Annotated in this window: 20 protein-coding genes, 1 other RNA gene and 1 other annotated feature; all 21 genes read left to right on the top strand. The window is 32.9% G+C overall.

Annotated elements, in window-relative coordinates:
• The first annotated feature begins 114 nt into the window (after window positions 1–114).
• A complete protein-coding gene (mreC, locus tag SBL15_RS04460) occupies window positions 115–951 on the top strand; it encodes a rod shape-determining protein MreC (protein WP_053016710.1) in 837 nt (278 codons plus the stop codon).
• Window positions 951–1,460, top strand: coding sequence for a rod shape-determining protein MreD (gene mreD, locus SBL15_RS04465; RefSeq protein ID WP_107611737.1), 510 nt, complete (start codon window positions 951–953; stop codon window positions 1,458–1,460). The genes mreC and mreD overlap by 1 nt, the downstream gene beginning before the upstream one ends.
• Before the next feature lie 46 nt (window positions 1,461–1,506).
• Window positions 1,507–1,583: a sequence feature (ribosomal protein L21 leader region), on the top strand.
• A 13-nt stretch (window positions 1,584–1,596) separates the two neighbouring features.
• Entirely contained in the window at window positions 1,597–1,905 is a 309-nt protein-coding gene (gene rplU / locus SBL15_RS04470; protein WP_107611738.1) for a 50S ribosomal protein L21, read from the top strand.
• A gap of 3 nt (window positions 1,906–1,908) precedes the next feature.
• Entirely contained in the window at window positions 1,909–2,229 is a 321-nt protein-coding gene (locus tag SBL15_RS04475; protein ID WP_037536746.1) for a ribosomal-processing cysteine protease Prp, read from the top strand.
• An 11-nt stretch (window positions 2,230–2,240) separates the two neighbouring features.
• Window positions 2,241–2,525 carry a 50S ribosomal protein L27 gene (rpmA, locus tag SBL15_RS04480; RefSeq protein ID WP_011275573.1) on the top strand — a complete coding sequence of 95 codons (285 nt, stop codon included), beginning with the start codon at window positions 2,241–2,243 and terminating at the stop codon, window positions 2,523–2,525.
• A 152-nt stretch (window positions 2,526–2,677) separates the two neighbouring features.
• Window positions 2,678–3,970 carry a GTPase ObgE gene (gene obgE, locus SBL15_RS04485; RefSeq protein ID WP_011275575.1) on the top strand — a complete coding sequence of 431 codons (1,293 nt, stop codon included), beginning with the start codon at window positions 2,678–2,680 and terminating at the stop codon, window positions 3,968–3,970.
• Window positions 3,971–3,981: 11 nt separating this feature from the next.
• On the top strand, window positions 3,982–4,437 hold the full coding sequence (locus SBL15_RS04490; RefSeq protein WP_037536739.1) for an ACT domain-containing protein: 456 nt from the start codon (window positions 3,982–3,984) through the stop codon (window positions 4,435–4,437).
• A gap of 12 nt (window positions 4,438–4,449) precedes the next feature.
• The gene (gene ruvA, locus SBL15_RS04495) at window positions 4,450–5,055 is read left to right on the top strand and encodes a Holliday junction branch migration protein RuvA (RefSeq protein ID WP_107611741.1); all 606 of its coding nucleotides are present in this window, start codon (window positions 4,450–4,452) and stop codon (window positions 5,053–5,055) included.
• Between the two features lie 52 nt (window positions 5,056–5,107).
• Window positions 5,108–6,103: a Holliday junction branch migration DNA helicase RuvB gene (gene ruvB, locus SBL15_RS04500; RefSeq protein WP_037536735.1), complete on the top strand. Its 996-nt coding sequence runs from the start codon at window positions 5,108–5,110 to the stop codon at window positions 6,101–6,103.
• Window positions 6,104–6,115: 12 nt separating this feature from the next.
• The gene (gene queA, locus SBL15_RS04505; RefSeq protein WP_317955286.1) at window positions 6,116–7,141 is read left to right on the top strand and encodes a tRNA preQ1(34) S-adenosylmethionine ribosyltransferase-isomerase QueA; all 1,026 of its coding nucleotides are present in this window, start codon (window positions 6,116–6,118) and stop codon (window positions 7,139–7,141) included.
• Between the two features lie 19 nt (window positions 7,142–7,160).
• Window positions 7,161–8,300, top strand: a complete 1,140-nt coding sequence (gene tgt, locus SBL15_RS04510; protein ID WP_037536731.1) for a tRNA guanosine(34) transglycosylase Tgt — start codon at window positions 7,161–7,163, stop codon at window positions 8,298–8,300.
• 15 nt (window positions 8,301–8,315) lie between these two features.
• Window positions 8,316–8,576: a preprotein translocase subunit YajC gene (gene yajC / locus SBL15_RS04515; RefSeq protein WP_011275581.1), complete on the top strand. Its 261-nt coding sequence runs from the start codon at window positions 8,316–8,318 to the stop codon at window positions 8,574–8,576.
• 224 nt (window positions 8,577–8,800) lie between these two features.
• The gene (secDF, locus tag SBL15_RS04520) at window positions 8,801–11,086 is read left to right on the top strand and encodes a protein translocase subunit SecDF (RefSeq protein WP_317955288.1); all 2,286 of its coding nucleotides are present in this window, start codon (window positions 8,801–8,803) and stop codon (window positions 11,084–11,086) included.
• A gap of 141 nt (window positions 11,087–11,227) precedes the next feature.
• Window positions 11,228–13,501: a single-stranded-DNA-specific exonuclease RecJ gene (gene recJ, locus SBL15_RS04525; protein WP_317955290.1), complete on the top strand. Its 2,274-nt coding sequence runs from the start codon at window positions 11,228–11,230 to the stop codon at window positions 13,499–13,501.
• Window positions 13,502–13,522: 21 nt separating this feature from the next.
• Complete coding sequence (locus SBL15_RS04530; protein ID WP_317955291.1) at window positions 13,523–14,041, top strand: adenine phosphoribosyltransferase; 519 nt, start codon at window positions 13,523–13,525, stop codon at window positions 14,039–14,041.
• A 367-nt stretch (window positions 14,042–14,408) separates the two neighbouring features.
• Window positions 14,409–16,598: a RelA/SpoT family protein gene (locus SBL15_RS04535; RefSeq protein ID WP_107613604.1), complete on the top strand. Its 2,190-nt coding sequence runs from the start codon at window positions 14,409–14,411 to the stop codon at window positions 16,596–16,598.
• 15 nt (window positions 16,599–16,613) lie between these two features.
• Window positions 16,614–17,066, top strand: a complete 453-nt coding sequence (gene dtd, locus SBL15_RS04540; RefSeq protein ID WP_037536721.1) for a D-aminoacyl-tRNA deacylase — start codon at window positions 16,614–16,616, stop codon at window positions 17,064–17,066.
• Window positions 17,063–17,938: an N-acetylmuramoyl-L-alanine amidase gene (locus SBL15_RS04545; RefSeq protein WP_317955293.1), complete on the top strand. Its 876-nt coding sequence runs from the start codon at window positions 17,063–17,065 to the stop codon at window positions 17,936–17,938. The genes dtd and SBL15_RS04545 overlap by 4 nt, the downstream gene beginning before the upstream one ends.
• A 361-nt stretch (window positions 17,939–18,299) precedes the next feature.
• Window positions 18,300–19,571 carry a histidine--tRNA ligase gene (hisS, locus tag SBL15_RS04550; RefSeq protein ID WP_037536717.1) on the top strand — a complete coding sequence of 424 codons (1,272 nt, stop codon included), beginning with the start codon at window positions 18,300–18,302 and terminating at the stop codon, window positions 19,569–19,571.
• 17 nt (window positions 19,572–19,588) lie between these two features.
• Window positions 19,589–21,355 carry an aspartate--tRNA ligase gene (gene aspS / locus SBL15_RS04555; protein WP_107635830.1) on the top strand — a complete coding sequence of 589 codons (1,767 nt, stop codon included), beginning with the start codon at window positions 19,589–19,591 and terminating at the stop codon, window positions 21,353–21,355.
• 234 nt (window positions 21,356–21,589) lie between these two features.
• A non-coding RNA gene (ssrS, locus tag SBL15_RS04560) (6S RNA) lies at window positions 21,590–21,780 on the top strand.
• Window positions 21,781–21,866 lie beyond the last annotated feature (86 nt).

The raw sequence follows: 21,866 nt of genomic DNA on the forward strand, positions 1-21,866 counted from the left end.
CTCTTTTTTATTCAAAGATGTTGATATAGAATGAACTTAGTGCTTTATTTCAAACAACGAGTAATATAAAATAATAAAGGATGATTTAAATTAGAATTTGTAGAGGTGTTATGAGTGCAAAAGTTTTTTAAAAATAACAAATTAATTGTTGTTTTTTGTGCTGTTATAATTTTTATTGCACTGATTGGTTTGTCCATAAGGTCACATACACAATCACCTCCTGAACAATATGTGGGAGATTCTGTTTCTCTTGGGCAAAGAGTCGTGAGCTATCCTGTCAATTTTGTTACTGGAGCGATAAATAATCTTTTTAGCTCAAATAAAACAACTGACAACAAGAAAATAAAACAACTAGAGGCTAAAAATGAAAAGTTAGAAGCGGAAAATAAAGATTTAAAAAAAGAATTAGATATGACTGATATTTCTAAATATGATCCAATTTCTGGTGCTGTAATCGCTAGAAATGCTGACCAATGGATGAATACAGTAATCATTGATAAAGGAAATAAAGACGGTGTTAAATCAAATATGGCTGTTATGACAGCTGAAGGTTTAGTTGGAAGAGTAACGAAAGTTAACCAATTTTCAGCACAAGTAGACTTATTATCTACTAACACTAGAACAGGTAAATTGTCTGTTAACATTCAACACGATTCTAAAAATGTATTTGGCTTAATCGACCACTATGATAAAAAGAATCAAGAACTAGTCATTGGCAATATCAATAATAAAGATAAGATTTCAAAAGGCGATAAGGTTGTAACTAGTGGGTTAGCCGATCAATTACCAAGTGATTTATACATAGGTGAAGTGACCAAAGTTGAAAATGATGAGTACGGATTAGCAAAAGAAGTTAGAGTTAAAACAGGCGCTAATTTATCCGATATTAGCCATATATATATCGCCAAAAAAGATCCTGACAACGCTACCGATGAAAGCAGGGACAATTGATGAGAGTATTTTTGTACTTAATTGTTGGTGTAGTACTGTTTTACATTGACAGTATCATTGGACTTCTAATCCCAATGCATCTTGGTCATTTCGAGTTTAATTTTATTCCTCACTTAATTTTGTTGTATATATTGTTGATAACGATTTATCGTGGCTTTGGAATCGGATTAATATTCGCAATTCTGTTTGGAATCGTAACTGATGTATATGTCGGCAGTGTCTATGGATTATATATGTTTGGTTACTTAGCACTTGTCGTTATATTTGATAAATTTCTTAAAGTTTTTTATCGAGACTATACAATGATTTGTATTTTGAGTATTATTAGTATTATTGTTTTCGAAATTTACGTAGCAATTATTTATGCTGTGATTGGATTCGCTAATATTGATATAATCAATTTCATTTTATTAAGAATGATTCCAACTATTATATTAAATGTCATTTTACTTATTATACTTTTCCCAGTTTTTATAAAATTTATGAAAAAAACTCATATACAAGATTGACACCGGTATTTAGTAATGGTAAGATGAAATAGTTGAGTAGTTTTATAGCTACATACAACCGCTCAAATATAGGTTTAAGAACATTTTTAATGTCACCTATATATGGCGTGACTTATTAATATAGGAGGTGCAAAGTATGTTTGCTATTATCGAAACAGGCGGTAAACAAATTAAAGTAGAAGAAGGTCAAGAAATCTTCGTTGAAAAATTAGATGTTAATGAAGGTGACTCATTCACATTTGATAAAGTATTATTTGTAGGTGGCGATTCAGTTAAAGTTGGTGCCCCAACTGTTGAAGGTGCTACTGTTACTGCTACAGTTAACAAACAAGGTCGCGGTAAAAAAATCACTGTATTTACGTATAAACGTCGTAAAGACTCTAAACGTAAAAAAGGCCATCGTCAACCATATACTAAATTAACTATTGATAAAATCAACGTTTAATTTATGATTACAGTCGACATCACTATTAATGATAGTGGAAAAGTAACAGACGTTATTATGGATGGTCATGCTAATCATGGTGAATATGGACATGACATTGTTTGTGCAGGTGCGTCAGCGGTTTTATTTGGAAGCGTTAATGCAATTCTAGGTTTAACTTCTGAGAAACCAGACATTGACTATGAGGATGATGGAGGTCATTTTCATATTAGAAGTGTAGATACAAACAATGAACAAGCGCAATTAATTCTTCAAGCAATGTTAGTTTCTTTACAAACGATTGAAGATGAATATAATGAAAATATCAGATTAAATTACAAGTGAGGTGTATCCCGATGTTAAAATTAAACTTACAGTTCTTCGCATCTAAAAAAGGGGTAAGTTCTACTAAAAACGGTCGTGACTCAGAATCAAAACGTTTAGGTGCTAAACGTGCTGATGGTCAATACGTTACAGGCGGCTCTATTTTATACCGTCAACGTGGTACTAAAATTTATCCTGGTGAAAATGTAGGTCGTGGTGGCGATGATACATTATTCGCTAAAATCGACGGCGTTGTTCGTTTCGAACGTAAAGGTCGCGACAAAAAACAAGTTTCTGTATACGCAGTAGCTGAATAATTTTGTCTAGTTAACACCAGAAGTGAATGCTTCTGGTGTTTTATTTTGTTTTAATATAAAAGCAGTAATTTTATAGTGTTAATTTTTCATGCTTTAATGGATAATGATATAATGTTGTCATTAAAGAACAAATCGTAAAAGAGGTGAGATATATGTTTGTCGATCAAGTTACAATATCTCTTAAAGCTGGTGATGGTGGTAATGGTATCACTGCCTATAGAAGAGAGAAATATGTTCCATTTGGAGGACCAGCTGGTGGCGACGGTGGTAAAGGCGCATCAGTTGTTTTTGAAGTAGATGAGGGATTAAGAACATTATTAGATTTTAGATACCAACGTCATTTTAAAGCTAAAAAGGGCGAAAATGGGCAAAGTAGTAATATGCATGGTAGAGGTGCAGACGATTTAGTGTTAAAAGTACCTCCTGGTACAATAATCAAAAGTGTGGAAACTGATGAAGTATTAGCTGACCTTGTTGAAGATGGCCAACGTGCTGTCGTAGCTCGTGGTGGACGTGGTGGACGAGGTAATTCTCGTTTTGCTACACCTAGAAACCCAGCACCAGACTTTAGTGAAAATGGTGAGCCAGGTGAAGAATTAGATGTAACATTAGAGCTTAAATTATTAGCAGATGTTGGATTAGTTGGATTCCCTAGTGTTGGTAAATCAACATTATTGTCAATAGTTTCAAAAGCAAAGCCTAAGATTGGTGCGTATCATTTTACTACAATTAAGCCAAATTTAGGTGTCGTTTCAACACCTGACAATAGAAGTTTTGTTATGGCCGATTTACCAGGTTTAATTGAAGGCGCTTCAGATGGTGTTGGATTAGGACATCAGTTTTTAAGACATGTTGAACGTACAAAAGTGATTGTTCATATGATAGATATGAGTGGGTCAGAAGGTAGAGATCCATTTGATGATTACCAAATTATAAATAAAGAATTAGTAAATTATAAACAACGATTAGAGGATAGACCTCAAATTGTGGTCGCTAATAAAATGGATATGCCCGATGCACAAGATAATTTAACTTTATTTAAAGAACAAGTTGATGATAGCGTTACGATAATTCCTGTTTCTACAATTACAAGAGATAATATTGAACAGTTATTATACGCTATAGCAGATAAATTAGATGAAGTTAAAGATATTGACTTTAGCGTTGATAACGATGAAGAAATAGGTGTTAACCGTGTACTTTATAAACACACGCCTTCTCAAGATAAATTCACTATCACTAGAGACGACGATGGTGCGTATGTAGTAAGTGGTAATGCAATTGAGAGAATGTTCAAAATGACAGACTTTAATAGTGACCCAGCAGTAAGAAGGTTTGCTAGACAAATGCGTTCAATGGGTATAGATGATGCACTGAGAGAACGTGGCTGTAGTAATGGAGACATCGTTAGAATTTTAGGTGGAGAATTTGAATTTGTAGAATAGGAGTGCTAACAGTGGACAACAAAGATTATAAAAAGTTTTACTTGATACGTGAAGATGTCTTACCTGAATCAGTGGTAAAAACATTAAAAATTAAAGATGCTTTAAAAAATAATCCAGAATTGTCCATTTATGAAGCTGTTAAATTATTTGATCTTTCACGTAGTGCATTTTATAAATATAGAGAAACAATCTTCCCTGTAGATGAAAAAATGTTAGATCATCGTGAATTTACGCTTATTCTTTATGTTAATGATATTGTTGGGATGTTAGCGCAAGTACTTAATACGGTTTCTAAATTGCAATTATCTGTTCTTACTATACATCAAAGTGTACCAATGGAAGAGAAAGCTACGATAACATTATCACTTAGCGCAAAAGATACCACCATTTCAATTGATGAAATTATAAAGGCATTAAGAAATATTGAACATGTTTCTAAAGTTGAATTAATAAGTATGAGTATGTAAGGAAGGTAACGAATGTACGCTTATATTAGAGGTAAATTGACGCAATTATTTCCAACGCATGTAGTTGTTGAATCAATTAATGGAGTTGGATATGAAATTCAGACTCCAAATTCCTATCGATTTCAAAAATATTTGGAGAAAGAATTAGTAATTTATACATCTTTAATTGTTAGAGAAGATGCTCAGTTACTTTATGGATTTATTAATGAAGAAGAAAAAGATATGTTCTTAAGTTTAATCAAAGTTACAGGTATAGGTCCAAAGTCTGCATTAGCAATTTTAGCTACTAGTACACCAAATGAAGTTAAAATGGCAATTGAAAATGAGAATGATGCATATTTGACTAAGTTTCCAGGTATTGGTAAGAAAACTGCACGTCAAATTGTGTTGGATCTAAAGGGCAAAGTTCAAATTACAAATGAAACAACTGAGACACTTTTAAGCATCAATGAAGAAAATTCAAATAACGAAAAACTAGTTAAAGAAGCATTACTCGCCCTAGAGGCTTTAGGTTACTCAAAACGAGAAATTTCTAAAGTTGAAAAAGTACTCAACAAATCAACATTTGATTCTGTTGATGAAGCAGTAAAACTAGGACTAAAAACACTTGTGTCTTAAATTTGAAAAATCATATTATTTACAACTACTAATGTAACTGGGGGGAGAAATTATGGATGACAGAATGGTTGATCAATCTTTGCATAGTGAAGAAACTTCTTTCGAATTATCACTTAGACCAACAATGTTAAAACAATATATTGGGCAATCATCAATAAAGAACAACTTAGAAGTATTCATTAAAGCAGCTAAACTACGTGAAGAGCCATTAGATCATGTACTTCTATTCGGTCCACCAGGGTTAGGTAAAACAACACTATCAAATATTATCGCAAATGAAATGAACGTTAATATAAGAACTGTCTCAGGTCCGTCATTAGATAGACCAGGTGACTTAGCAGCAATACTATCTGGTTTGCAACCTGGGGATGTACTATTCATTGACGAAATTCATCGTTTAAGCAGCACCGTTGAAGAAGTTTTATATTCAGCGATGGAAGATTTCTTCATTGATATTATCATTGGAAAAGGTGATGAAGCTCGTAGTATTAGAATAGATTTGCCTCCATTTACGCTAGTAGGTGCGACTACACGGGCTGGAAGCTTAACTGGTCCACTAAGAGATAGATTTGGCGTTCATCTGAGATTAGAATATTATAATGAGAATGATTTAAAAGAAATTATAATTCGAACAGCAGAAGTGTTAAACACAAAAATTGATGATGAAAGTGCAACTGAGTTAGCTAAACGTTCACGAGGAACGCCTCGAGTCGCAAATCGTTTATTGAAACGCGTTAGAGATTTTCAACAAGTCAATGAAGATGAACAAATTTATATTGAGACTACGAAACAAGCTTTACAATTGCTTCAAGTAGATGCAGAAGGTTTAGACTACATTGATCATAAAATGATGAGATGCATCATTAATCAATATGATGGTGGTCCGGTAGGTCTTGATACTATAGCTGTTTCTATCGGTGAGGAGCGTATAACAATTGAAGATGTCTATGAGCCTTTTTTAATTCAAAAAGGATTTATAGAGCGTACACCAAGAGGTAGAAAAGCTACTGCATTTGCATACGAACATTTCAAAAATTTTAATAAATGAGGGATATAAAAAATGAATGTTGAGGAATTTGATTATGACTTGCCTGAATCATTAATTGCTCAGACCCCATTAAAAGATAGAGACCAAAGTAGATTGTTAGTGTTAGGTAGAAACAGTGGTAACATTGAACATAAACATTTTAAAGATGTCATTGATTACTTGGAAACTGGTGATACACTTGTCTTAAATGATACACGTGTTATGCCTGCACGATTATTTGGTTTAAAAGAAGAGACTGGTGCAAAAGTTGAAATGCTTATGCTTACTCGAATTGAGAATAATGATTGGGAAGTTTTACTTAAACCAGCAAAGCGAATTAAAGTGGGGAATAAGTTGTCTTTCGGAGAGGGTAAGATAATAGCTGAATGTATAGAGGAATTGGATCAAGGTGGACGTATCATGCGTTTGCATTATGAGGGAATTCTTGAGGAAAGATTAAATGAACTCGGTGAAATGCCTTTACCGCCATATATAAAAGAACGATTAGATGACCCTGACCGCTATCAAACTGTTTACGCTAAAGAAAGTGGTTCTGCAGCAGCACCAACAGCAGGGTTGCATTTTACAGATGAACTATTAGATGAAATTAGAGCAAAAGGTATAAATATTGCATTTATAACATTGCATGTTGGATTAGGAACATTTAGACCTGTAAGTGTTGAAGATATTAATAACCATGAAATGCATAGTGAATATTATCAAATGACCCAAGAAACAGCTGACTTATTAAATCAAACAAAAAAAGAAGGTCATAGAATCATTTCTGTAGGTACAACCTCAACAAGGACTTTAGAGACTATTCGTCGTGATTACAATGAATTTGTAGCTGTTAGTGGATGGACTGATATTTTTATATATCCAGGATTTACATATAAAGCTATAGATGGTTTAATTACTAATTTCCATTTACCTAAATCAACTTTAGTCATGCTTGTATCAGCATTTAGTAGTCGAGAAAACATTTTAAACGCATATAAAGAAGCTGTTAAACTAGAATATAGATTTTTCAGTTTTGGAGATGCGATGTTAATTATTTAATGAATGAGAGGTATTAAATATGCCAGCAGTAACTTATGAACATATAAAGACTTGTAAACAATCAGGTGCACGTTTAGGTATCGTTCATACACCGCACGGTTCTTTTGAAACGCCTATGTTTATGCCAGTAGGAACAAAAGCAACTGTTAAAACAATGAGTCCTGAAGAATTAAGACAAATAGAAGCGAAAATAATATTAGGAAATACATATCATTTGTGGTTACAACCTGGAAATGATATTATCAAACAAGCTGGGGGTCTACATAAGTTTATGAATTGGGATGGCCCTATTCTTACTGATTCAGGTGGTTTCCAAGTATTTAGTTTAAGTAATCTTCGTAAGATAACTGAAGAGGGTGTTGAGTTTAGACACCATACAAATGGATCGAAGTTATTTTTAAGTCCAGAGAAATCAATGGAAATACAAAATGACTTAGGTTCAGATATAATGATGGCTTTCGATGAATGTCCACCTATGCCTTCTGAGTATAAGTATGTTAAGGATTCAATTGAACGCACTACGAGATGGGCTGAGCGTTGTTTAAACGCACATAAGCGCCCAGAGGACCAAGCACTCTTTGGTATTATTCAAGGTGGCGAATATAAAGATTTAAGAGAACAAAGTGCTAAGGAATTAGTTGCTTTAGATTTCCCTGGATATGCTATCGGTGGGTTGTCGGTAGGCGAACCTAAACCAGTTATGTATGAAATGGTTGAACATACAGTGCAATATATGCCAGATGATAAACCTCGTTATTTAATGGGCGTAGGTTCTCCTGATGCATTAATTGAATGTAGCATACGTGGCATGGATATGTTTGATTGTGTATTACCAACGCGTATTGCTAGAAATGGTACATGTATGACTTCAAACGGAAGATTAGTAATTAAGAATGCTAAGTATGCAAACGATTTTAAACCACTAGATGAAAATTGTGATTGCTACACATGTAAGAATTATTCACGTGCTTATATCAGACATCTGATTAAAGCTGAAGAAACTTTCGGTATCCGTCTTACTACTATTCATAATTTACATTTTCTGCTAAAATTGATGGAAGATATTAGACAAGCTATTCGAGAAGATCGTCTTTTAGATTTTAAAGATGAATTCTTTGAACAATATGGGCTTAATGTAGAAAACCCTAAAAATTTCTAATAAGGAGACAACATAATGAACGTTTCAGCACTTATTTTACCTATAATTTTAATTATAGTATTTTATTTCTTTTTAATTCGACCTCAACAAAAACGTGCTAAAGAACATCGTGAAATGATTAGCCGAATCGAATCAGGTCAACGTATTACTACTATTGGTGGTTTGAAAGGAACTGTTAAAGCTGTCGATGAAACTACAGTTGTTATCACAGTTAATGGTCATGGAACAGAAATGACTTTTGAAAAACCAGCAATTAAACAAGTAGACCCTTCTTAAAGTTAAGGGTAATGAAATTTATTTATTTAAAACTGTCGACAAAGTTCATACTATGTTGACAGTTTTTTATATTTTATGTATGTGCATAATAATCTTAATTTCACTAAAAGATGTAGTATGTTAATATAGATAGGTCATGTAATAACTATGTAATTTTTAATTAACTTGCACATGGTTTATTAAAAGATTATTCTTAGTACATAAGTAAACAATGAGGTGTTCATGTGAAGAAATTTAGTAGGATAATTGCATTCATACTAATTGTAGCCGTTTTGTTCGTTGGAATGGGGCTTACATATAAGAATTTAGTTAAAAACGTAAATCTTGGATTAGATTTACAAGGTGGATTTGAAGTTCTTTATCAGGTTAAACCATTAGATGGTGATAAAAAAATTGATGAGAAAGCCTTACAATCGACTGCTAGAACTTTGGAAAATCGTGTCAATGTTCTCGGTGTTTCTGAACCTCATATTCAAGTTGAGGATCCAGACAGAATTAGAGTTCAATTAGCAGGTGTTAAAGATCCAGATGAAGCTCGTAAAATATTATCTTCGCAAGCTAATTTAACTATTCGTGATGCCAATGATAAAGTTAAATTAACTGGTAAAGATATTGTACAAGGTTCAGCTAAACAAGAATTTAAGCAAGGTACTAATGAACCAGCTGTTACATTTAAATTAAAAGATCGTGCTAAATTTAAAAAAGTAACAGAAGAAATTTCGAAAAAACAAGAAAATATGATGGTAGTATGGCTTGATTATAAAAAAGGTGATAGCTACCATAAAGAGTTAGAAAAACCTGAAGATAAACGTAAATACGTTTCAGCTGCTTCAGTAGATCAACCTATTAATTCAGATAGTGTTGAAATTTCAGGTGGATTCCATGGTCAACAAGGTGTGGAAAGAGCTAAACAAATTGCAGAATTACTAAATGCTGGTTCACTACCTGTTGATTTAAAAGAAATTTATTCTAATTCAGTAGGTGCACAGTTTGGTCAAGATGCACTTGATAAAACAATATTTGCATCAGCGATAGGCGTAGCAATTATATATCTATTTATGGTCGGTTTCTATAGACTACCTGGTTTAGTTGCTATCATCGCTTTAACTGTTTATATTTATCTTACTTTAGTAGCATTTAATTTCATTTCTGGTGTTCTTACATTACCAGGATTAGCAGCTCTCGTACTCGGTGTAGGTATGGCTGTAGATGCGAACATAATTATGTATGAACGGATAAAAGATGAATTGCGAATTGGTAGGACGTTAAAACAAGCCTACTCTAAAGCAAATAAGAGTTCTTTCTTAACGATATTTGACTCGAACTTAACTACAATTATTGCTGCGGGTGTATTATTCTTCTTCGGTGAAAGTTCAGTAAAAGGTTTTGCGACAATGTTACTCTTAGGTATTCTTATGATATTTGTAACAGCTGTATTTTTATCAAGAGGTTTATTATCATTACTTGTATCATCTAATTACTTTAAGAAGAAATTCTGGCTATTTGGAGTTAGTAAGAAAAATAGACATGATATTAATGAAGGTGTAGATGTTCATGACCTTAAAACTTCATATGAAAAGTGGGATTTTGTTAAATTAGCCAAACCATTAATCGGATTCAGTATTCTGATTTTGATTGTTGGTATTGTGATTTTAAGTATATTCAAATTAAACTTAGGTATTGATTTCTCTGCAGGTACGCGTGTTGATATCGACTCTGATACAAAATTATCTCAACCTAAAGTTGAACGTACGATGAAAGACATGGGATTAACTCCAGATCAAGTTCAAATTAATGGTAGTGACAATAAACAAGCAACTGTGCAATTTAAGAAAGATTTATCTAAAAATGAAGTTGTAGAACTTAACAAAAAAGTGAACGATGAATACGGTCATAAACCAACTGTAAATACAGTATCACCAATGATTGGACAAGAATTAGCTAAAAACACTATGAAGGCTCTTATCTATGCGGCAATAGGTATTATTATCTATGTTTCACTAAGATTCGAATGGAGAATGGGTCTATCATCAGTATTAGCATTACTGCATGACGTCTTTATGATTGTTGCATTATTCAGCTTACTTCGCTTGGAAGTTGATATTACATTTATTGCAGCAGTACTAACTATCGTAGGTTATTCAATTAATGATACGATTGTAACATTTGACCGTGTAAGGGAAAATCTGCATAAAATTAAAGTCATTACCAAACCAGAGCAAATCGATGACATCGTTAATCGCTCTATCCGTCAAACAATGACTCGTTCCGTTAATACTGTTTTAACAGTAATTGTTGTCGTAGTTGCGATTTTAATATTTGGGGCATCAAGCTTATTCAATTTCTCATTAGCATTATTAATTGGATTAGTATCTGGTGTATTCTCTTCAGTATTTATCGCTGTACCTTTATGGGGTATAATGAAGAAACGACAACTTAAAAAAGCAGATAATGGTAAATTAACGGTATACAAAGAGAAAAAATCAAATGATGAAAAGATTTTAGTATAAATTATTAGGGAGTAGGACATTGCATTCAATGTTCTACTCTTTTTCTAATATCATTAATAGTTTTATCAACTTAACGTTGTTTACTTTTTATTTAGTTGAATTTTCGGTATAATGACCTTTGGAAAAAGGGAGGATAATTACATGATTAAATCTAAATATAACTGGCTCTATGAACCTCCAACAGAATACATAAATGAAACTTTAATAAAAAAATATCAATTAACACCTATTATAAAAAAACTACTTGAAAGTAAATCGATAACTGATGATGAGTCAATTAAAGCCTTATTAGATGAAACCATCATTAACCACAATCCATGGCTATTAAGTGATATGGAAAAAGCGGTGACTCGAATCAATGAAGCAATTGATAAAAATGAGCGTATATTGGTATATGGTGATTATGATGCCGATGGTGTCACTTCTACAACTATATTAGTTAATACATTGCAGACATTAGGTGCTGAAGTGGGTTGGTATATTCCTAATCGATTTTCAGAAGGTTATGGTCCTAATGAACTTGCATTTAGAAATGCCTATGATGAAGGCGTGTCTCTCATCATAACTGTCGATAATGGCATACAAGGTCATAAAGAGATTGAAATGGTACAAAAGCTAGGAGTTGATGTCATAGTAACTGATCATCATGAAATTGGACGTACTTTGCCTGAAGCGTATGCCATCGTACATCCAATGCATCCAGAGTATGAATACCCATTTCACTTTTTATGTGGTGCAGGTGTAGCTTACAAATTATCTCAAGTTTTATTAGAAAATCCTCCTAATTATTTTGTAAGTTTAGCTGCGATTGGTACTATAGCAGATTTAGTGTCAATGACAGATGAAAACCGCTCTATAGTAAAACAAGGTTTATCATTTTTAAATCAAAACTGCCCGATTCAAATTAAAGCATTACTTAACCAAGCTGGTTATAATGACACGATTAACGAAGAAACTGTAGGTTTTATTATAGGGCCGCGACTTAATGCCGTTGGTAGATTAGAGGATGCATCATTAGCTGCTGAGTTATTAATGACCGAAGATGAAGAAGAGGCTGAATTTCTTGCCGAACAAGTAGAACATTTTAATGTTGAACGTAAAGAAATAGTAGCTCAGATAACTGATGAGGCACTAGCCATTGCTGAAGAAAAAGTGAATAATGGCAATCAATTTTTACTATTAGCTAAAGAAAATTGGCATGAAGGTGTCTTAGGTATAGTAGCATCTAAAATTGTTGAGACATATGCATTACCTACCTTAATTCTGAATATTAATTTAGAACAAAATCATGCTAAAGGATCAGCTCGTAGTATAGAACAAGTTTCAATGTTTGAAATTTTGAGTGCACATCAAGATTTAATTTCTAAGTTTGGTGGTCATCATATGGCTGCGGGTATGACTATGGAAATAGATTATATTAAAGCATTAGAGCAAGGATTGAATGACTGGATGTTTAAATTATCAGAACATACGTCACTAGAACCGACGAAACATGTATCAGTTAAATTAGAAGAGAATGATATTTCAATAAATAACATTCGTGATATACAAAGACTAAGTCCATTTGGCACAGACTTTGAAAAACCATTATTGGAAATTGATGATAATGAAGTCGTTGATGTTAGAGCAATTGGAAAAGATAAAAACCATTTGAAACTAGTAACCGGTCAGTTACAATTACAAAGCCTATATTGGAAAAATGGTCAGTTAGCAACTCAAATTGAACCTGGTCAACCAATCAATCTACTAGGAAATTTACAAATCAATGAATGGAACGGAAATCAATCACCACAGTTTATTATTCAAGATATAGCAACGAATAATGAACAAATATTAGATTACCGAAGTAAACGTAAACAATTAAATATAGACCCAAACGATACTAGAGTTGCTTTTTTAATACACCCTAAAAAAGAAAAATTGAATCATAATTACTATTATTATGGTGATAAAATCGATCAAGAACACGAAGTAGTAATTTTAAGAGACTTGCCAAATGATTTAGACAGTCTTAAAGATAGTCTCAAAAACTTAAATTATTCACAACTCTATTTAGTATTGCAACATCAGCAGAGTATATATTTTGATGGTATGCCCACGTCAAATCAATTTAAAAGCTGTTTCAAAGCGCTAATGACTAAAAAAGAAACCAATCTTGAACAAGAGGGTATGTTACTGTGTCAACATTTGAATGTTAAACCTAATATTTTAAAATTTATGCTTAAAGTATTTTATGAGTTAGGTTTTGTAACAGAAGAAAATGGTATAATTAAAATTGTAGATAATGCTAACAAACAAAATATTGAAACAAGTCGTGTTTATCAATTAAGACAATCCAGAATGGAAGTTGAGAAACTTTTACTTTATGATGATTTTACGCAATTAAAAACTTGGATCAAATCACAGAAGGGTTAGTAAATAGGAGGAAATAGATATATGGATTTAAAGCAATATGTTTCGGAAGTGCAAGATTGGCCTAAACCGGGAGTTAGTTTTAAAGATATAACAACAATTATGGATAACGGGGAAGCTTATGGTTATGCTACCGATCAAATTGTTAAATATGCTAAGGAGAGAGACGTTGATATAGTTGTAGGTCCTGAGGCAAGAGGATTTATAATTGGGTGCCCTGTAGCTTATTCAATGGGGATTGGTTTTGCGCCCGTGAGAAAAGAGGGTAAATTACCTCGTGAAGTTATCCGATATGAATATGACTTAGAATATGGTACAAATGTTCTTACTATGCACAGTGATGCAATTAAACCAGGTCAACGTGTTCTTATAACTGATGACTTATTAGCTACTGGAGGTACTATAGAGGCGGCAATTAAACTAGTTGAAAAACTAGGAGGAATCGTCGTAGGTATTGCATTTATAATTGAACTTAAATATTTAAACGGTATTGTAAAAATTAAAGACTATGATGTCATGAGTTTAATTTCATATGATGAATAGATGACTAGAATTAAAAGACATAGTCCATGCTTTTAATGTCTAACAATTTTTGGGAATGAGATAATGAATTCGTATAGGGATTCTATCTCATTCCCATTTTTTCGTTAAATTGTTTACTTGATTTGATTTCAGCGTAACACCATTTATTTATTTAAAAACTTGTAGTATCATAGAACTATTATTTATAAAAATGTTAAGGCGTTTGTAGTTCTTTTAACATTTGATAAAATTAAAGTAATACTCGCATTTCTATATCTAAATAGATGATATACTCGGATTAATGAAGGACAATGTATGTTTTCTTAATTTTCAAAAATTCGAATATGAGTTGAGTATTTGAAATACAAATGAGTTGGGGTGTCATATATTGAATAACGAGTATCCATATAGCGCTGATGAGGTGCTAAATAAAGCTAAATCATATTTATCAACTGATGATTATCAATATGTCCTAAAAAGTTACCATATAGCTTATGAAGCCCATCAAGGACAGTTCCGTAAAAATGGTCTTCCGTATATCATGCATCCTATTCAGGTAGCGGGCATATTAACAGAAATGCGTTTAGATGGTCCAACGATAGTGGCAGGTTTTCTGCATGACGTCATCGAAGATACGCCATACACATTTGACGATGTTAAAGATATGTTTAACGAAGAAATAGCGCGAATTGTTGATGGTGTTACTAAACTTAAAAAGGTTAAATACCGCTCTAAAGAAGAACAACAAGCAGAAAATCATCGTAAATTATTTATTGCAATTGCAAAAGATGTTCGAGTGATACTTGTCAAATTAGCCGATAGATTACATAACATGAGAACACTAAAAGCTATGGCTAGAGAAAAACAAGTGCGTATCTCTAAAGAGACACTAGAAATTTATGCACCATTAGCACATAGGTTAGGTATTAATACGATTAAATGGGAATTAGAAGATACTGCACTTAGATATATAGACAGTGTTCAGTATTTCCGTATTGTCAATTTAATGAAGAAAAAGCGTAGTGAACGAGAAGCTTATATCGCTAATGCAATAGATAAAATTCAAACAGAAATGATTAATATGGACATCACTGGAGAAATTAGCGGTAGACCTAAACATATTTATAGCATATACCGTAAAATGATGAAGCAGAAAAAGCAGTTTGATCAAATATTCGATTTATTAGCTATTCGTGTAATTGTAAATTCTATTAATGATTGTTATGCAATTTTAGGGTTAGTCCATACATTATGGAAACCTATGCCTGGAAGATTTAAAGATTATATTGCCATGCCTAAACAGAACATGTATCAATCTCTCCATACAACTGTCGTTGGTCCTAATGGAGACCCTTTAGAAATACAAATTAGAACGTATGAAATGCATGAAATAGCTGAACATGGTGTTGCAGCTCATTGGGCATATAAAGAAGGAAAAACAGTTAATGAAAAGAACCAAGATTTTCAAAATAAATTAAATTGGTTAAAAGAATTAGCTGAAGCTGATCATACATCATCTGACGCACAAGAATTTATGGAATCACTGAAATATGATTTACAAAGTGATAAAGTTTACGCTTTCACACCTGCAAGTGATGTTATTGAATTGCCTTATGGTGCGGTTCCAATAGATTTCGCTTATGCTATTCATAGCGAAGTCGGAAATAAGATGATAGGTGCAAAAGTTAATGGTAAAATTGTTCCTATTGATTATGTTCTTCAAACCGGAGATATTATTGAAATTCGTACAAGTAAGCACTCTTATGGACCTAGTAGAGATTGGCTTAAGATAGTTAAATCATCAAGTGCTAAAAGTAAAATTAAAGGTTTCTTTAAAAAACAAGACCGTTCATCAAACATTGAAAAAGGTAAGTTTATGGTCGAAGCAGAAATTAAAGAACAAGGCTTTAGAGTAGATGATATTTTAACTGATAAAAATTTAGAAGTTGTTAATGAGAAATACTATTTTGCTAATGATGATGATCTATTTGCAGCAGTTGGATTTGGTGGTGTAACGGCATTACAGGTTGTTAATAAATTGACCGAAAGACAGCGTATACAAGATAAACAAAAAGCGCTAAACGAGGCACAGGAAGTTATTAAATCACTTCCGATTAAAGATGATATCATCACTGATAGTGGTGTCTATGTCGAAGGTATAGAGAATGTATTGATAAAGCTTTCAAAATGTTGTAATCCAATCCCTGGAGATGATATTGTAGGATATATCACTAAAGGACATGGTATAAAAGTGCACCGTACAGATTGTCCAAATGTTAAAAATGAAACAGAACGATTAATAGCAGTTGAGTGGGTTAAATCTAAAGATTCTACTCAACGATACCAAGTAGATTTAGAAGTTAGTGCATATGATCGTAATGGTTTATTAAATGAAGTAATACAAGCCGTTAACTCTACAGTTGGAAGTATTATTAAAATCAATGGACGGTCTGATACTGATAAGAATGCAATTATCACTATTAGTGTTATGGTGCGTAATGTTAATGATGTATTCCGTGTAGTTGAAAAACTAAAACAATTAAGTGATGTATATACAGTGTCAAGAGTTTGGAATTAATGAGGTGCTATTAATATGAAAGTAGTTGTACAAAGAGTAAAAAGAGCAGCAGTTACAAATAACAGCATTCACAATGAAATCGACAAGGGTTTCTGTCTTTTAGTCGGAATAGGTAAAGATACAACGGAAGCAGATATAGATGCAGTTGCTAAAAAGATTATTAACGCTCGTTTGTTTGAAGACGAGAATGGCAAACTTAATTTAAATATCCAACAAGTTGAAGGTCAAATTTTATCTATCTCACAATTTACTTTATATGCTGATGTACGTAAAGGTAATAGACCAGGATTTTCAAATTCAAAAAATCCTCAAGAAGCCAATGAGTTATATGAAAAATTTAACACTGCTTTAAAAGCTTATGACGTTGAAGTGAAAACAGGTGAATTTGGTACTGATATGGAAGTTGAAATTATCAACGATGGTCCAGTTACTATTATTTATGAAAGTCAGGATGGCAAAATAATATGAACAAAATAGATGCATGGTTATCTAAACATGACCTTAAAAATCTGATAACATTGATTGTTGTAGGTGCTTTTATATTATTTTTAATATTATTATTTATGCTAATGAATCATAGTGATCAAGGGAGTAATAGAATTACAGTTTCAGAGAATGCTGAGTTACGAACTGGTCCAAATGCTGCTTATCCTGTGATATACCAAGTCGAAAAAGGTGATACGTTTACTAGATTGAGTAAATCAGGTAAATGGATAGAAGTTGAAAGCAGAGATGGTTCTGAAAAAGGTTGGATAGCTGGATGGCATACAAGCTTAAATATTGAAGCGGATGCAAATAAAAAAGTAAACCCTTTGAAAAATAAGGTCATTGTCTTAGATCCTGGCCATGGAGGCAATGACCAGGGTGCATCCAGTAATACTTCAAAAAAGAGTTTGGAGAAGAACTATACTTTAAAAACAGCTAAAGAACTGAGACGCGCTCTTGAAAAAACAGGGGCAACAGTTAAATTAACACGTTCTGATGATACATATGTTAGCTTAGATGATAGAAAACTTAATGGTGACGCATACATAAGTATACATAATGATTCTCTTGATAGTCCTAATGCTAATGGTGCAACTGTTTATTGGTATAAAAATAATCAAGAAGCTTTAGCTGAAACGTTAAATACGAACATACAAAAGAAAGCCATGTTGTCTAATAGAGGAACTCGACAAGAGAACTTCCAAGTACTCAGACAAACCAATAAGCCAGCCGTGTTATTAGAATTAGGATATATAAGTAATCCAACAGATGAGGTAATGATACGAGATCAAATCCATCGACAAGTTGTAGAAGAAGCTGTAGTGGATGGTTTAAAACAATATTTTGCCTCTTAAAGCTTGCAAACTATGCATAAACTCGTTATTATAATTAGTGAACTTTATATATAATACCGTTATGATTCTTGAAAGTATAAATGAAAGAGGTAGCAATAATTGATATTGTGAAGAGATATAATCCATGGCTGGAAGATTATACTGAGTAATTTATTATACTTTGAACACAAGAACAGGTGCTTTAATAGATTAAGCCGTTTTACGTACGTTACACGTTTTGAGTGGTAATTAAGTTTTACTAATGAATTTAATTACAATTAGGGTGGCAACACGGCAATTCGTCCCTTGTATAGCAGAAATGCTATATAAGGGACTTTTTTTATTAAAGGGAGTTTGTAAAATACAAAGAAGGAGTGATTGTGTGATTAGAATTCCTAGAGGTACACAAGATATCTTACCTGAAGATTCTAGTAAATGGCGTTACATTGAAAATCAACTTGATGAATTAATGAAATTATATAATTATAAAGAAATTCGCACGCCTATATTTGAAAGTACAGATTTATTTGCACGTGGCGTGGGTGACTCTACAGATGTCGTACAAAAAGAAATGTACACTTTTAAAGATAAAGGTGACAGAAGCATAACTCTAAGACCAGAAGGAACAGCAGCTGTTGTACGTTCATACATTGAGAATAAAATGCAAGGTATTCCAAATCAGCCTGTTAAATTATATTATAATGGGCCAATGTTCAGATATGAACGTAAACAAAAAGGGCGTTACCGTCAATTCACTCAATTCGGCGTTGAAGCGATTGGTGCTGAAAATCCGAGCATGGATGCTGAAGTTCTAGCTATGGTGATGCATATCTATGAATCATTTGGCCTTAAACATTTAAAATTAGTTATCAATAGTATTGGTGATGCTGATTCACGTAAAGAATATAATGAGGCACTAATACGTCATTTTGAGCCAGTGATAGATACATTTTGTGATGATTGTAAATCAAGATTACACACAAATCCAATGAGAATACTAGATTGCAAAATTGATAGAGATAAAGAAGCTGTTAAAAATGCGCCAAGAATTACTGATTACTTAAATGACGATTCAAAAGCTTACTTTAATGAAGTGAAGACTCACTTAGATGATTTAGGTATTTCATATGTTGAAGATCCTAACCTTGTACGTGGTCTTGATTATTACACACACACTGCTTTTGAATTAATGATGGATAATCCTAATTATGATGGTGCAATAACTACCTTATGTGGTGGTGGTCGATATAATGGACTGCTTGAATTATTAGATGGACCAAATCAAACGGGTATTGGTTTCGCTTTAAGTATTGAAAGATTGTTATTGGCGCTTGAAGAAGAAGGAATTGATTTGGACGTCGAGGATACGTTTGATCTTTTTATCGTTACTATGGGTGAAGAAGCTGAACGATATAGCGTTAAGCTTTTAAATCAACTCAGAAAATCGGGTATAAAAGCCGACAAAGATTATTTACAACGTAAAGTTAAAGGCCAAATGAAACAAGCTGATCGTTTGAATGCTCAATATACTGTTGTTATCGGTGATCAAGAACTTGAAAATGAAGTGATTGACGTCAAAGACATGTCAACAGGTGAAACAGAAACTATTAACTTAAATAACTTAGTAAATTATTTTCAAGAAAAAAATAATTAATAAAAAGGAGAATATAAATGAGTAAAAGAACAACGTATTGTGGTTTAGTTACAGAAGAACTTTTAAACCAAAAAGTTACTTTAAAAGGTTGGGTTCATAATCGTCGTGACTTAGGTGGTTTAATCTTTGTGGATTTACGTGACAGAGAAGGTATCGTGCAAATCGTCTTTAACCCTGATTTTTCTGAAGAAGCTTTAAGTGTAGCTGAAACAGTAAGATCAGAATATGTAGTTGAAGTTGAGGGAACAGTAACAAAGAGAGATCCAGATACTGTGAATCCTAAAATTAAAACTGGTCAAGTAGAAGTTCAAGTTTCTAATATTACAATTATCAATAAATCAGAAACACCACCATTTTCTATTAATGAAGAAAATCAAAATGTTGATGAAAACATCCGTTTAAAATACCGTTATTTAGATTTAAGACGTCCAGAGTTGGCACAAACATTCAAAATGAGACATCAAACAACACGCTCTATTCGTGAATATTTAGATAACAATGGTTTCTTCGATATTGAAACTCCTGTTTTAACTAAATCTACGCCAGAAGGTGCCAGAGATTATTTAGTACCTTCTCGAGTTCATGAAGGAGAATTTTATGCATTACCACAATCACCTCAATTATTTAAACAATTACTAATGATTAGTGGTTTTGACAAATATTATCAAATTGTTAAATGTTTCCGCGATGAAGACTTACGTGCAGATCGTCAACCTGAATTCACTCAAGTCGATATTGAAATGAGTTTCGTTGATCAAGAAGATGTGATTCAAATGGGTGAAGAAATGTTACGAAAAGTTGTTAAAGATGTTAAAGGCATTGACGTATCAGGTCCTTTCCCTAGAATGACTTATGAAGAAGCGATGAGACGCTATGGTTCAGACAAACCTGATACTCGTTTTGATATGGAACTTAAAGATGTATCACAGTTAGGTCGTGAAATGGACTTTAAAGTATTTAAAGATACTGTAGAAAATAATGGCGAAGTAAAAGCCATTGTAGCTAAAGGTGCAGCCGACAATTATACTCGTAAAGATATGGACGCATTAACAGAATTCGTAAATATTTATGGTGCTAAGGGTCTTGCATGGGTAAAAGTTGTTGATGATGGATTAAGTGGTCCAATCGCTCGTTTCTTTGAAGATTCAAATGTTGCGACTTTAAAAGATCTTACACAAGCTGAATCAGGAGACTTAGTAATGTTTGTCGCTGATAAACCAAATGTAGTAGCTCAAAGTTTAGGTGCTTTACGTATTAAAATTGCCAAAGAATTAGGTTTAATCGATGAAAATAAACTTAATTTCTTATGGGTAACAGATTGGCCGTTATTAGAGTATGATGAAGATGCTAAACGTTATGTAGCTGCACACCATCCATTTACTTCACCTAAACAAGAGGATATTAGTAAATTAGATTCAGAACCTCAAAATGCACAAGCGAATGCTTATGACATCGTTTTAAACGGTTATGAATTAGGTGGGGGATCAATCAGAATTGCAGACGGTGAATTACAAGAAAAAATGTTTGAAGTATTAGGATTCACAAAAGAACAAGCTAGAGAACAATTTGGATTCTTGTTAGATGCATTTAAATATGGTGCACCACCACATGGCGGTATTGCACTAGGCTTAGACCGTTTAGTAATGCTATTAACTAATCGTACAAACTTACGTGATACAATTGCATTCCCTAAAACAGCTTCAGCGACTTGCTTGCTTACAGATGCACCAGGTGAAGTCTCAGACAAACAATTAGAAGAGCTTTCTTTACGTATTCGTCATTAGATTTAACATATAAAATGATATAAATACATTAGTCATCAAAATCACAGTGGATTTTGGTGACTTTTATTTAGCGTTTTTTCGTATTTTTGTAGAACTATATTCAGCTAAAAAAAACTATAATAATATTATGTAAACTCAATATTATTAAAATTCTGCTTCACAAAATATACATTTCTATCTAATTCATAAGGATTTCTTTATTTAAACCTCTGTGGTAATATATAAACATAAGGTAGTCATCTGTATTGTTCGTACGTTTGCTTTTTATTTGGGCCTAACACTTTTTGATCAGGGAGTCCAATAGGTTTTCTTGCAGCGCACACGCCTCAATTGGAGGACTTGCAAAACAAGAAACAGGGCACCCACCTGTATATAGCAGGCCGAATGATCAAGCTTTTTATAACTACGGCAATCACGGACTCTACCGGTACGCAAGGCTTTATGTCTTGCGTATTTTTATTTGTCTTTTTCTGTTAACATATAGTTATCGTATTGTTTTTATAAAGGAGTT

Origin of the sequence: Staphylococcus sp. NWU MKU2 (assembly GCF_033283605.1) — a bacterium.
Classification (GTDB): Bacteria; Bacillota; Bacilli; order Staphylococcales; family Staphylococcaceae; genus Staphylococcus; species Staphylococcus haemolyticus.

Excerpts from the sequence above, each read along its gene's own strand:
- mreD (WP_107611737.1), top strand. The coding sequence starts at position 951 with ATGAGAGTATTTTTGTACTTAATTGTTGGTGTAGTACTGTTTTACATT.
- SBL15_RS04545 (WP_317955293.1), top strand. The coding sequence starts at position 17,063 with ATGAACAAAATAGATGCATGGTTATCTAAACATGACCTTAAAAATCTG.
- ruvA (WP_107611741.1), top strand. The coding sequence starts at position 4,450 with ATGTACGCTTATATTAGAGGTAAATTGACGCAATTATTTCCAACGCAT.
- aspS (WP_107635830.1), top strand. The coding sequence starts at position 19,589 with ATGAGTAAAAGAACAACGTATTGTGGTTTAGTTACAGAAGAACTTTTA.
- yajC (WP_011275581.1), top strand. The coding sequence starts at position 8,316 with ATGAACGTTTCAGCACTTATTTTACCTATAATTTTAATTATAGTATTT.
- rplU (WP_107611738.1), top strand. The coding sequence starts at position 1,597 with ATGTTTGCTATTATCGAAACAGGCGGTAAACAAATTAAAGTAGAAGAA.
- tgt (WP_037536731.1), top strand. The coding sequence starts at position 7,161 with ATGCCAGCAGTAACTTATGAACATATAAAGACTTGTAAACAATCAGGT.
- SBL15_RS04475 (WP_037536746.1), top strand. The coding sequence starts at position 1,909 with ATGATTACAGTCGACATCACTATTAATGATAGTGGAAAAGTAACAGAC.
- queA (WP_317955286.1), top strand. The coding sequence starts at position 6,116 with ATGAATGTTGAGGAATTTGATTATGACTTGCCTGAATCATTAATTGCT.
- rpmA (WP_011275573.1), top strand. The coding sequence starts at position 2,241 with ATGTTAAAATTAAACTTACAGTTCTTCGCATCTAAAAAAGGGGTAAGT.
- recJ (WP_317955290.1), top strand. The coding sequence starts at position 11,228 with ATGATTAAATCTAAATATAACTGGCTCTATGAACCTCCAACAGAATAC.
- ruvB (WP_037536735.1), top strand. The coding sequence starts at position 5,108 with ATGGATGACAGAATGGTTGATCAATCTTTGCATAGTGAAGAAACTTCT.
- obgE (WP_011275575.1), top strand. The coding sequence starts at position 2,678 with ATGTTTGTCGATCAAGTTACAATATCTCTTAAAGCTGGTGATGGTGGT.
- SBL15_RS04530 (WP_317955291.1), top strand. The coding sequence starts at position 13,523 with ATGGATTTAAAGCAATATGTTTCGGAAGTGCAAGATTGGCCTAAACCG.
- dtd (WP_037536721.1), top strand. The coding sequence starts at position 16,614 with ATGAAAGTAGTTGTACAAAGAGTAAAAAGAGCAGCAGTTACAAATAAC.